Annotated in this window: 9 protein-coding genes; 8 read left to right on the forward strand and 1 reads right to left on the reverse strand. The window is 43.0% G+C overall.

The window, feature by feature from the left end:
* Window positions 1-24: 24 nt before the first annotated feature.
* Window positions 25-1,335: an MFS transporter gene (locus KQP79_RS17400; RefSeq protein WP_004307295.1), complete on the forward strand. Its 1,311-nt coding sequence runs from the start codon at window positions 25-27 to the stop codon at window positions 1,333-1,335.
* Between the two features lie 105 nt (window positions 1,336-1,440).
* Window positions 1,441-2,595, forward strand: a complete 1,155-nt coding sequence (gene galK, locus KQP79_RS17405; protein ID WP_004297463.1) for a galactokinase — start codon at window positions 1,441-1,443, stop codon at window positions 2,593-2,595.
* Window positions 2,596-2,714: 119 nt separating this feature from the next.
* Here galK and KQP79_RS17410 read toward each other — a convergent pair whose 3' ends face one another.
* Window positions 2,715-4,697, reverse strand: a complete 1,983-nt coding sequence (locus KQP79_RS17410) for an alpha-L-arabinofuranosidase C-terminal domain-containing protein (RefSeq protein WP_138343520.1) — start codon at window positions 4,695-4,697, stop codon at window positions 2,715-2,717.
* Between the two features lie 375 nt (window positions 4,698-5,072).
* On the opposite strand from KQP79_RS17410, the gene KQP79_RS17415 reads away from it, so the two are divergent.
* The 6 genes from KQP79_RS17415 to KQP79_RS17440 all read left to right on the forward strand — a co-directional run bounded on the left by KQP79_RS17415 (window position 5,073) and on the right by KQP79_RS17440 (window position 12,747).
* Entirely contained in the window at window positions 5,073-6,212 is a 1,140-nt protein-coding gene (locus KQP79_RS17415) for an aldose epimerase family protein (RefSeq protein ID WP_004297460.1), read from the forward strand.
* 25 nt (window positions 6,213-6,237) lie between these two features.
* Window positions 6,238-7,932, forward strand: coding sequence for a sodium:solute symporter (locus KQP79_RS17420; protein WP_004297459.1), 1,695 nt, complete (start codon window positions 6,238-6,240; stop codon window positions 7,930-7,932).
* 136 nt (window positions 7,933-8,068) lie between these two features.
* Window positions 8,069-8,785, forward strand: coding sequence for an NUDIX hydrolase (locus tag KQP79_RS17425; protein WP_049703387.1), 717 nt, complete (start codon window positions 8,069-8,071; stop codon window positions 8,783-8,785).
* 5 nt (window positions 8,786-8,790) lie between these two features.
* Window positions 8,791-9,477, forward strand: coding sequence for an L-ribulose-5-phosphate 4-epimerase (locus KQP79_RS17430; RefSeq protein ID WP_008648247.1), 687 nt, complete (start codon window positions 8,791-8,793; stop codon window positions 9,475-9,477).
* 45 nt (window positions 9,478-9,522) lie between these two features.
* Window positions 9,523-11,049: an L-arabinose isomerase gene (gene araA / locus KQP79_RS17435; RefSeq protein WP_009041110.1), complete on the forward strand. Its 1,527-nt coding sequence runs from the start codon at window positions 9,523-9,525 to the stop codon at window positions 11,047-11,049.
* Between the two features lie 102 nt (window positions 11,050-11,151).
* Window positions 11,152-12,747 carry a xylulokinase gene (locus KQP79_RS17440; protein ID WP_009041109.1) on the forward strand — a complete coding sequence of 532 codons (1,596 nt, stop codon included), beginning with the start codon at window positions 11,152-11,154 and terminating at the stop codon, window positions 12,745-12,747.
* Window positions 12,748-12,767: the final 20 nt, after the last annotated feature.

A 12,767-nucleotide genomic window follows, 5' to 3' on the forward strand; every position in this document is an offset into this window, starting at 1 on the left:
ATAAACTAACATTTTTTTTGAACCATGACACAAGAAAAAAAGAACGGTAAAATCATTGCAATCATTACGATGATTTTCCTTTTTGGTATGATTTCATTTGTTACCAACCTCGCTGCTCCTATGGGTATCGTGTTGAAAAACCAGTTTGACGTATCAAACGCATTAGGTATGCTGGGAAACTTCGGAAACTTTATTGCATACGCAGTAATGGGTATTCCGAGCGGTATCCTGTTGCAACGCGTGGGTTATAAGAAAACAGCACTGATCGCAGTAGCTATCGGTTTCATTGGTGTAGGTATCCAATTCTTATCCGGTCATTCAAGCCCGGAAATGGCATTTGCCGTTTATTTGATTGGTGCATTCGTAGCAGGTTTCTCTATGTGTTTGCTTAACACTGTTGTAAACCCGATGTTGAACAAACTGGGTGGTGAAGGTAACAAAGGTAACCAGCTTATCCAGGTAGGTGGATCTTTCAACTCTGTAATGGCTACCATTACTCCGATGTTTGTAGGTATCCTGATCGCCGGATCTATCGAAAAAGCTACTATTTCTCAAATATTCCCTGTGATGTACACTGCTATGGCTGTGTTCGCTTTCGCATTCTTCGTACTTCTGTTTGTACAAATCCCCGAACCTAATGCCAATGCTGCAACAGAGCCTATCGGCAAATTGATGAAGGGTGCTTTAAAGTTCCGTCATTTCATCTTGGGAGCTATTGCAATCTTTGTATATGTAGGTATTGAAGTTGGTGTACCGGGTACTTTGAATCTATTCCTGACAGACCCTGTAGAAAAAGGCGGAGCAGGTATCGCTTCTACGATTTCAGGTTTCGTGGTAGGAACTTATTGGTTCTTAATGTTGATCGGCCGTCTGGCAGGCGCATCACTCGGTGCTAAAATTTCCAGTAAAGCGATGCTTACGTTTACATCTGCACTGGGTTTGATTTTAGTATTCCTTGCTATCTTCTCTTCTACCGGAACATTGGTTAACCTGCCTGTACTTCAACAGAGTGCTACCGGCGGTTTGTCATTCGGTTTTGCTGAAGTACCTATCAACGCTATGTATTTGGTATTAGTAGGTCTTTGTACTTCTATCATGTGGGGTGGTATTTTCAACCTTGCAGTAGAAGGATTAGGAAAATATCTGGCTGCTGCTTCCGGTCTGTTTATGGTACTGGTTTGTGGTGGAGGTATCCTGCCTGTTATCCAAGGTTGGGTGGCTGACATCGCCGGTTTCATGCCTAGCTACTGGGTTATCATCGCCGCACTTGCTTACCTGCTGTTCTACGGCCTAGTAGGTTGCAAAAATGTAAACAAGGATATTCCTGTGGAATAAATTTCGATTTCTGATTTCTGAATTATGAATTGTTCATAGCTCATAATTCAGAAATCAGAAATCATAATTCTCTATATTATTATTCACCTTTAAAATATAAATATCATGGATACAGAATACGTAAGAAGTCGCTTCATTAAACACTTTGACGGAACTACTGGATTTTTATATGCTTCTCCGGGCCGTATCAACCTGATCGGTGAACACACTGACTACAACGGTGGATTCGTATTTCCGGGAGCCGTAGACAAAGGCATGATTGCTGAAATCAAACCAAACGGTACTGATAAGGTTAAAGCTTACTCTATCGACTTGAAAGACTATGTAGAATTTGGTCTGAACGAAGAGGATGCTCCACGTGCCAGCTGGGCAAGATATATTTTCGGTGTATGCCGTGAAATGATTAAACGTGGCGTTGACGTGAAGGGATTCAATACTGCTTTTGCAGGTGATGTGCCTCTGGGTGCAGGTATGTCTTCTTCTGCTGCTTTGGAAAGTACGTATGCTTTCGCATTGAACGAATTGTTCGGTGAAAACAAAATAGATAAATTTGAATTGGCTAAAGTGGGTCAGGCAACAGAACATAACTACTGCGGTGTTAACTGCGGTATCATGGACCAGTTTGCTTCTGTGTTCGGTAAAGCAGGCAGCTTGATCCGTCTGGATTGCCGTTCACTGGAATATCAGTATTTCCCATTCCATCCGGAAGGCTATCGTCTGGTTCTGATGGATTCAGTGGTTAAACACGAATTGGCTTCTTCTGCTTACAACAAGCGTCGCCAAAGCTGTGAAGCTGCTGTTGCCGCTATCCAGAAAAAACATCCGCACGTAGAATTCCTGCGCGACTGTACGATGGCTATGCTGGAAGAAGCGAAAGCTGATATCAGCGCTGAAGACTATATGCGTGCAGAATATGTAATCGAAGAAATCCAACGTGTACTCGATGTTTGCGAGGCATTGGAAAAGGATGATTACGAAACTGTAGGTAAGAAGATGTACGAAACTCATCACGGCATGAGCAAGCTGTACGAAGTAAGCTGCGAAGAACTCGACTTCCTGAATGACTGCGCTAAAGAATACGGTGTAACCGGCTCACGCGTAATGGGTGGTGGCTTCGGTGGTTGTACGATCAACCTTGTTAAGGATGAGTTGTATGACAACTTCGTTGAAAAAACAAAAGCTGCTTTCAAAGCTAAATTCGGCAGAAGCCCGAAAGTGTATGACGTAGTAATCGGCGACGGTTCTCGTAGACTGGAATAAGAATTTATTCGTTATTAAATAAGTAAGAAGGGCGGCTTCCGTGATGGGAGCCGCCCTTACTTTTTACAATTAACAAAAATCTAAAACCTATTGATCTAGTAACATCTAATTAGTTTTACTTATTTCTTCGTGAATTTATATACCGCGAACGTAGTGGGTTCCAGTTCGGTAGTAAACACGTTGCCTTCAATAGATACCGGAGTTTCCTGCGGAACGATGGCAAAAGGTTGCTCAAGTGTATTATCCTTATCCAAATCAATCGAACGAAGTTTGATACAACGGCCATCAGACAGTACATCTTGTTTTTTCAATCCTTCAAAATTCAAGGAAATTGGCTGTATTGTGGCGGAAGTATTGGCAACCTTTACAATCAGTTCATTCTTATCCTTATCGTAAACAGCACTGGCAAAGAGTCCGTTCTGTCCTTCGGCTCCCATTACATTTTTCTTGTTCATGGTAAGGGGAAGAACATTTGTTCCTTTGTTTTGTGCATACAGTTGTTGTACATAATAGCTAGTGGTACGCACAGAGTTCAGGTTATCGAACCAAATCATATCAGGACGCCATTGCCATCCTTCCACATGAGCAAAAAGCGGAGCATAGGTGGCCATGTGGACGATGTCAGCATTACGTTCCAATCCGGTCATGAAAGCAGCTTCGAGCAAAGCAGCATGATAATGGTTCCATTTCTTTCCTTTTCCATGACAGGCATATTCGCCGGCAAAGACTTTCGGACCTTTACGATCGTAGTTGTCATAGCGGGCACCTTGTGCCAGGAACCAACTTTCGGGACGATAGAAATGTTCATCCACCAAATCGGCTTTCAGACGTTTCATTTCAGGCCACAAGTAATCAAATTCTTTTCCTTCGGAATTCGGACCGGAGCTACCTACTATTTTAATTTCCGGGTGAGCTTTACGAATGGCTTTGATAAACGGTTCGAGACGTTCGGGATATTCTTTTCCCCATTGTTCGTTACCGATACCGACAAACTTCAGGTTAAACGGTGCAGGATGTCCCATATCGGCACGTACCTTTCCCCATGTGGTATTCACGTCTCCATTAGCAAACTCAATCAGGTCGAGTGCATCCTGAATATAGTTATCCAAATCACAAACGGCTACGTGAGCTTTCGGATCATTATTCTGATATTGGCAGGAAAGCCCGCAATTCAGAATCGGCAGAGGTGCCGCACCCATTTCTTCAGACAACAGGAAATATTCGTAGAATCCCAATCCATAGCTTTGATAATAATCAGGGAAGAATCGGTGAGTAAAAGTATACTGCCAACGATTTTCATTTAAGGGACGGTTCTCTACCGGGCCAACTGATTTTTTCCAGTCGTAACGAGTCTCCAGGTCGGTACCTTCTACAATGCAACCACCGGGAAAGCGAAAGACTCCGGGATGAATATCCGCCAGTGCTTGTGCCAAATCTTTACGAAGACCATTTTCGTGTCCCTTCCAAGTATCAACCGGGAAAAGAGAGACGTGCTCCAAATCTACTGTTCCTTTGGAAGTAAGGAAAATACGAAGTACGGATTTCGGATGAGTACTGCCGGGCTTCAAGATTATCTGGTATTTTTTCCAGTCCTTAGAATCAATCGTAAGATTCCCTGCAACAAGTGCCTGACGTTCGCCCATTGATTGGGTATCTACAAGTTCGATTCTCAATGTTTCTTTCGTACTTCCTTGCGGCAAACGCGCCCAAACAGAGAAACGATACTCCTCTCCCTTCTTGACACCGATGCCGAAGAAACCTTCGTTATCCAATCCGGTATGCTTATGTGCGTGTCCGGGGTCGGAAAGGCGCACATAATGCGGATTACGCTCAAAAGGACCATCGTTCATTAATGACACTTTTCCATACGTTTTCCATCCCATCAGGTGTTGTGGAAACTCAAAGGAACGATTCTTCACCAGTTCGGCATAAAGTCCGCCGTCGGCAGCGTAGTTGATGTCCTCAAAAAAGAGTCCATACATAGTAGGTTGGATTTCTGCACCCAGCTTCTTCGTCTGTATCACCAACTCATTGGTTTGAGCATGAAGGGCAAGGTTAGTAGACAAGGCTAATACTGCCAATAAATTTGCGTATCTTCTCATGGTTCTCAATAAAAAATTATATATAGTTAAAATCCAAAGATAATCAGATTCTCTATTTTCTCCGTACCCAAATTTATCATTAATAGGTGTTTATCGGTCAAAAAGGATCAAATTCCATTCATTTGCACAATTTTCCATCCGCATCTGATATTTATAATACGAAACCAGATTAAAAAGCACCTATTTGCACGCTCTATTATATGAAAAACAAACGGATGGAAAGCGTACATTTATATATAATAAGGTGTATGGAAAATCATAAAATACACCATTTATGCTGCACAACATATAAGAGTGTATTTGATACACCAAACGAAAGTGTTACTTTTACACCCAAAATAAGATAAGCATCTCATTTACATTAAAAATAAAACCATGAAAAAACATTTTCTACTTGCAGGATTTGCCGCGCTGATGCTGGCTGCGTGCAATAACAAGCCGGCTTCCGAGCTGACCTTGTCCGGTCTCGACCCGGTAAAATTTCAAACAGAAGTGAACAATGCCCAAACAGCTCTTTATACCTTAAAGAACAAGGCAGGTATGGAAGTATGCATCACTAACTTCGGAGGACGTATCGTGTCTGTCATGGTACCCGATAAGAACGGTAAGATGCAGGATGTAGTTTTAGGTTTTGACAGCATTGCTGACTATATTAATGTACCCAGCGACTTTGGTGCTTCTATCGGACGCTATGCAAACCGTATCAACCAGGGACGTTTCGCATTGGACGGTGATACCATCCAACTGCCGCAAAACAATTTCGGCCACTGCCTGCATGGAGGTCCGAAAGGTTGGCAATACAAAGTTTATGAAGCTAATCTGATTGATCCGACAACGTTGGAACTGACACTTGTCTCACCGGACGGAGACGAAAACTTCCCGGGGAATGTAACAGCTAAAGTGACCTATAAACTAACTGAAGACAACGCTATCGACATCAAATATAGCGCAACTACCGATAAAAAGACGATCATCAATATGACCAACCATTCTTACTTCAACCTGGCTGGTGATCCGTCAAAAGCTTCAACTGACAACATACTGTATGTGAACGCAGACTATTATACTCCGGTAGACAGTACTTTTATGACTACAGGCGAAATCGCTCCGGTAAAAGACACTCCGATGGACTTCACCACTCCGAAAGCGGTAGGTAAAGAGATCAACAATTATGATTTCGTTCAACTGAAGAACGGAAAAGGGTATGACCACAACTGGGTGCTCAACACTAAGGGAGATCTTTCTCAAGTAGCAGCCAAACTAACTTCACCTGAAAGCGGCATCACTCTGGAAGTATATACCAACGAACCGGGTGTACAGGTTTACACAGGAAACTTCCTTGATGGAACCGTAACCGGAAAGAAAGGTATCGTTTACAACCAACGTGCTTCTGTCTGCCTGGAAACACAACACTATCCAGATAGCCCCAACAAGGCAGACTGGCCTTCTGTTGTACTGGAACCGGGACAAACTTATAATAGCGAATGTATTTTCAAATTCTCTGTAGAGAAATAATATTAACTTATAAATCATATTTATTGTGGAAGCATTAGATTGGCTAGTAATCGGAGTCTTTTTTCTGGCTCTGATCGGTATTATTGTTTGGGTAGTCAGACAAAAACAAAATGACTCGGCGGATTATTTTTTGGGTGGACGCGACGCAACATGGCTTGCAATCGGTGCCTCTATCTTTGCATCAAACATTGGTTCGGAACATTTGATCGGACTGGCAGGAGCCGGAGCATCCAGTGGTATGGCTATGGCACACTGGGAAATCCAGGGATGGATGATCTTGATTTTGGGATGGGTATTCGTTCCTTTCTATACACGAAGCATGGTATATACAATGCCGGAATTCCTGGAGCGTCGTTATAATCCTCAATCACGTACTATTTTATCTGTAATTTCTCTTGTAAGTTATGTATTGACCAAAGTAGCCGTAACTGTTTATGCCGGTGGCCTCGTATTCCAACAAGTATTCGGCATCAAAGAGCTTTGGGGAATTGATTTCTTCTGGATTGCAGCTATCGGTCTGGTAGTGTTAACTGCGCTTTATACTATCTTCGGTGGTATGAAATCAGTTCTTTACACTTCTGTTCTTCAAACCCCTATCCTACTGCTAGGATCATTAATAATTCTAGTGCTCGGTTTCAAAGAATTAGGTGGATGGGACGAAATGATGAGAGTCTGCGGCGCTGTTACTGTAAATGATTACGGTGATACAATGACTAACCTGATTCGTAGCAACGATGATGCAAACTTCCCTTGGTTGGGTGCTTTGATCGGTTCGGCTATTATCGGTTTCTGGTACTGGTGTACCGACCAGTTCATCGTACAACGTGTACTTTCAGGTAAAAATGAAATGGAAGCTCGTCGTGGTACTATTTTCGGTGCTTATCTGAAACTGCTACCCGTATTCCTTTTCTTGATTCCTGGTATGATTGCATTTGCATTACATCAAAAATATATCGGTGCCGGTGGTGAAGGTTTCTTACCGATGCTGGCTAACGGAACAGCAAATGCTGATGCCGCCTTCCCGACATTAGTAGCCAAATTACTTCCTGCGGGCGTGAAAGGTTTGGTAGTATGTGGTATTCTTGCCGCTTTGATGAGTTCCCTTGCATCTCTGTTTAACTCATCAGCCATGTTGTTTACTATCGACTTTTACAAACGTTTCAAACCGGAAACTCCGGAAAAGAAGCTGGTGGGTATCGGTCAGATTGCAACAATTGTAATCGTTGTTTTAGGTATTCTTTGGATTCCTATCATGCGTAGTGTAGGTGATGTACTTTATACTTACTTGCAGGATGTTCAGTCTGTATTGGCACCAGGTATCGCTGCCGCTTTCTTACTGGGGATCTGCTGGAAACGTACTTCCGCCCAGGGTGGTATGTGGGGATTGATCTCCGGCATGGTAATCGGGTTGACCCGCCTCGGCGCAAAAGTATATTATAGCAACGCAGGTGAAGTAGCTGATTCTACATTCAAATATTTGTTCTATGACATGAACTGGTTATTCTTCTGTGGATGGATGTTCCTGTTCTGTATTATTGTAGTAATCGTAGTCAGTCTGGCAACAGAAGCTCCAACTGCAGAAAAGATTCAGGGACTAGTATTCGGTACGGCTACTAAGGAACAAAAAGCCGCTACACGTGCAAGCTGGAATCACTGGGATATTATTCATACGGTAATTATTCTGGCCATTACTGCTGCTTTCTACTGGTATTTCTGGTAAAAATAAGCTTCTCTTTCAACCCTCCTCTTAGGGAAGGGTTGAAAGAGAAGCCTGAAAATAGTCTTATCTACGGAAAGACTGTTTTATTATAACTAAAATCACAATCTAAATGGATAAAGATAATTCACAAGAGCCAATGATAACCTCTAATTCCCCCTCTTTGGAAAAGGGGCGGGAAAAGGTTTATTATAGCTCGAATCCGGCCTTCTATGTCGGCATAGACTGTATCATTTTCGGTTTCTACGAAGGGGAAATCAGCCTGTTATTGTTAAAGAGAAACTTCGAGCCGGCAATGGGTGAATGGTCACTGATGGGAGGATTTGTACAAAACAATGAAAGTGTGGATGATGCCGCTAAACGTGTATTGCATGAGCTTACCGGACTGGAAAACGTTTACATGGAACAGGTGGGAGCTTTTGGAGCTATCGATCGCGATCCGGGTGAACGGGTTATCTCCGTGGCTTATTATGCATTGATTAACATCAATGAGTATGACCGGAAACAGGTTCAGAAACACAATGCTTACTGGGTGAATATAAATGAACTTCCCCCGCTTATCTTCGACCATCCTGAAATGGTAGAAAAAGCACGGGAACTGATGAAACAGAAAGCATCTGTAGAGCCCATCGGTTTCAATCTATTGCCGAAGCTATTTACATTATCCCAATTACAAAGTTTATATGAAGCCATTTACGGTGAAACAATGGATAAACGGAATTTCCGTAAAAGAGTGGCTGAAATGGATTATATAGAAAAGACTGATAAAATTGACAAACTGGGTTCGAAACGTGGTGCTGCCTTATATAAGTTCAATAGCAAGGCTTACCGCAAGGACCCGAAATTTAAATTATAATCATTATGCTGGAAGAACTAAAAGAAAAAGTATTTCATGCCAATCTCGAATTGGTAAAGCATGGATTAGTCATCTTTACTTGGGGAAATGTTTCTGCCATCGACCGTGAAAGCGGATTGGTAGTAATCAAACCCAGTGGTGTAAGTTATGATGATATGAAAGCCGAAGATATGGTAGTAGTGGATCTGGATGGCAAGGTCGTTGAAGGACGGCTGAAGCCATCCTCGGATACTCCTACTCACGTAGTACTTTACAAAGCATTTCCGGAGATCGGAGGAGTGGTACATACGCACTCTACCTATGCTACAGCCTGGGCACAAGCCGGATGTGACATTCCGAATATCGGAACCACTCATGCAGATTATTTCCATGATGCCATTCCCTGCACAGCGGATATGACAGAAGCGGAAGTGAAAGGTGCTTACGAGCTGGAAACCGGTAATGTGATAGTGAAACGTTTTGAAGGCTTGAACCCTGTACATACACCGGGAGTATTGGTGAAAAATCATGGTCCTTTCTCTTGGGGAAAAGACGCGTATGATGCCGTACACAATGCTGTGGTTATGGAACAGGTAGCTAAAATGGCAAGTATCGCTTATGCGGTGAATCCCAATTTAACAATGAATCCGCTGCTGATAGAAAAACATTTCAGCCGCAAGCATGGTCCGAATGCTTATTACGGACAGAAATAATTAAAGATTAAAAATTAGAACAATAACAATTAAAGCAATAACATTATGAACGCATTTAATCAATATGAAGTATGGTTCGTAACAGGAGCACAGCTTTTGTACGGAGGTGACGCAGTAATCGCAGTAGATGCACACTCTAATGAAATGGTTAACGGATTGAACGAATCCGGTAAACTTCCTGTAAAGGTGGTATACAAAGGAACAGCTAATTCTTCTAAAGAAGTGGAAGCTGTTTTCAAAGCAGCCAATAATGACGAAAAGTGTGTCGGTGTTATCACTTGGATGCATACGTTCTCTCCTGCTAAAATGTGGATTCACGGCTTGCAACAGTTGAAGAAGCCTTTGTTGCACCTGCATACTCAATTCAACAAGGAAATTCCTTGGGATACAATGGACATGGATTTCATGAACCTGAACCAGTCTGCTCACGGTGACCGCGAATTCGGACATATCTGTACCCGTATGCGTATCCGTCGTAAAGTAGTGGTAGGCTACTGGAAAGAGGAAGAGACTTTGCATAAGATTGCCGTTTGGATGCGTGTTTGTGCCGGTTGGGCAGATTCACAGGATATGCTGATTATCCGTTTCGGCGATCAGATGAACAACGTAGCTGTAACCGATGGTGATAAAGTGGAAGCTGAACAACGTATGGGTTACCACGTAGATTACTGTCCGGTAAGCGAATTGATGGAATATCACAAGGATATCAAAAATGAAGAGGTAGATGCATTGGTAGCTACTTACTTCAAGGAATACGATCACGATGCTTCTCTGGAAGATAAATCAACTGAAGCTTACCAGAAAGTATGGAATGCTGCCAAGGCTGAACTGGCTATACGTGCTATCCTGAAAGCAAAAGGTGCCAAAGGATTTACTACCAACTTCGACGATTTGGGCGACATTGAATACAATGGTTTCGATCAAATCCCGGGTCTTGCTTCACAACGTCTGATGGCGGAAGGTTATGGATTCGGTGCTGAAGGTGACTGGAAATCGGCTGCTCTGTACCGCACTGTATGGGTAATGAATCAGGGTCTTCCTAAAGGCTGTTCATTCCTGGAAGATTACACACTGAACTTCGATGGTGCAAACAGCTCTATCCTTCAGTCACACATGTTGGAAATCTGTCCGCTTATCGCAGCCAACAAACCTCGCCTGGAAGTACACTTCCTCGGTATAGGTATCCGCAAGAGTCAGACTGCACGTCTGGTCTTCACTTCAAAAGTAGGTACAGGCTGTACTGCTACTGTTGTAGATATGGGTAACCGTTTCCGCCTGATCGTGAACGACGTAGAATGTATCGAGCCGAAACCGCTGCCTAAGTTGCCGGTTGCTTCTGCTCTCTGGATTCCGATGCCAAACCTTGAAGTAGGTGCAGGTGCATGGATTCTGGCTGGTGGAACTCACCACTCTTGCTTCTCTTACGACCTGACAGCAGAATATTGGGAAGATTATGCTGAAATCGCAGGTATCGAAATGGTGCATATTAACAAGGATACTACGATCAGCTGCTTCAAGAAAGAACTGCGCATGAACGAAGTTTATTACATGTTGAATAAAGCACTTTGCTAAAAACAATTATTCAAGTTTCGCATGGCTTAATTATTTCGTTAAGTTTTTGCGAAACTTGATTTTTTTATAATGATCGTTATACCTTAAAATATTGATTTCAACATGAAATTAGATGCAAAATCAACCATCGAGGCAGGTAAAGCAATTCTTGGTATAGAACTCGGTTCTACACGAATAAAAGCTGTCTTGATCGACCAGGAAAACAAGCCTATTGCTCAAGGTAGCCACACTTGGGAAAACCAGTTAGTTGACGGACTTTGGACGTATAGCATTGAAGCCATCTGGTCAGGGCTGCAAGATTGTTATGCTGATCTTCGTACTAACGTAAAGAATGCATACGGCATAGAGATCGAGACTCTGGCTGCCATCGGTGTCAGCGCTATGATGCATGGTTATATGCCATTCAACAAAAAAGAAGAAATCCTCGTGCCTTTCCGCACTTGGAGAAACACTAATACAGGTCGCGCAGCGGCTGCTTTATCCGAACTATTTGTCTATAATATCCCTCTGCGTTGGAGCATTTCCCACTTGTATCAGGCTATTTTAGACAATGAATCACACGTTAATGAAATCGACTTCCTGACCACTCTAGCAGGTTATGTGCATTGGCAGATCACAGGCGAAAAGGTGCTGGGAATAGGTGATGCATCAGGTATGCTTCCTATTGATCCGACTACCCATAACTATTCGGCTGAAATGGTGGCTAAGTTCAACAAACTGATTGCTCCGAAAGAATATAACTGGAAACTGGAAGATATTCTGCCTAAAGTATTGTCAGCTGGTGAAAATGCCGGTGTCCTCACTCCGGAAGGAAGTAAAAAACTCGATGCATCGGGTCATTTGAAGGCAGGAATACCGGTTTGTCCGCCGGAAGGAGACGCAGGTACCGGAATGGTTGCGACTAACGCAGTCAAACAACGTACCGGAAATGTATCCGCAGGTACCTCTTCATTCTCAATGATTGTATTGGAGAAAGAACTGTCGAAGCCATACGAAATGATTGACATGGTGACAACTCCTGACGGAAGTCTGGTAGCCATGGTGCATTGCAACAACTGCACTTCTGATCTCAACGCATGGGTTAACTTGTTCAAGGAATACCAGGAGCTTCTGGGCATACCTGTAGATATGGATGAAATCTATAGTAAACTCTACAATATTGCGCTCACTGGTGATACTGATTGTGGAGGTTTGCTTTCATACAATTATATTTCAGGCGAGCCTGTAACAGGACTTGCTGACGGAAGACCTTTGTTTGTACGTTCGGCAAATGACAAGTTCAACCTGGCAAACTTTATGCGGACTCACTTGTATGCTTCGGTAGGAGTACTCAAGATTGGTAACGACATCCTGTTCAACGAAGAAAAAATCAAAGTGGACAGAATTACTGGTCACGGAGGATTATTCAGAACAAAGGGAGTAGGCCAAAGAATACTTGCTGCAGCCATCAACTCGCCTATTTCCGTGATGGAAACAGCCGGTGAAGGTGGTGCCTGGGGTATTGCCCTGTTAGGTTCTTACCTCGTGAACAATGAAAAGAAACAATCTCTTGCCGATTTTCTGGATGAAAGCGTATTTGTCGGTGACGCGGGTATCGAGGTATCACCTACGCCCGAAGATGTAGCCGGCTTCAATGCATACATCGAAAATTACAAGGCAGGATTGCCTATCGAAGAGGCAGCAGTCAAATTTAAATAATTGACAGTCGGCAATCCATT

The sequence above is a fragment of the Bacteroides sp. DH3716P genome, assembly GCF_025914115.1.
GTDB lineage: Bacteria > Bacteroidota > Bacteroidia > Bacteroidales > Bacteroidaceae > Bacteroides > Bacteroides ovatus.

What these genes read in the sequence shown, in the direction of transcription:
- KQP79_RS17400 (WP_004307295.1), top strand. Translation starts at nt 25, where the DNA reads ATGACACAAGAAAAAAAGAACGGTAAAATCATTGCAATCATTACGATG.
- galK (WP_004297463.1), top strand. Translation starts at nt 1,441, where the DNA reads ATGGATACAGAATACGTAAGAAGTCGCTTCATTAAACACTTTGACGGA.
- KQP79_RS17410 (WP_138343520.1), bottom strand. Translation starts at nt 4,697, where the DNA reads ATGAGAAGATACGCAAATTTATTGGCAGTATTAGCCTTGTCTACTAAC.
- KQP79_RS17415 (WP_004297460.1), top strand. Translation starts at nt 5,073, where the DNA reads ATGAAAAAACATTTTCTACTTGCAGGATTTGCCGCGCTGATGCTGGCT.
- KQP79_RS17425 (WP_049703387.1), top strand. Translation starts at nt 8,069, where the DNA reads ATGATAACCTCTAATTCCCCCTCTTTGGAAAAGGGGCGGGAAAAGGTT.
- KQP79_RS17430 (WP_008648247.1), top strand. Translation starts at nt 8,791, where the DNA reads ATGCTGGAAGAACTAAAAGAAAAAGTATTTCATGCCAATCTCGAATTG.
- araA (WP_009041110.1), top strand. Translation starts at nt 9,523, where the DNA reads ATGAACGCATTTAATCAATATGAAGTATGGTTCGTAACAGGAGCACAG.
- KQP79_RS17440 (WP_009041109.1), top strand. Translation starts at nt 11,152, where the DNA reads ATGAAATTAGATGCAAAATCAACCATCGAGGCAGGTAAAGCAATTCTT.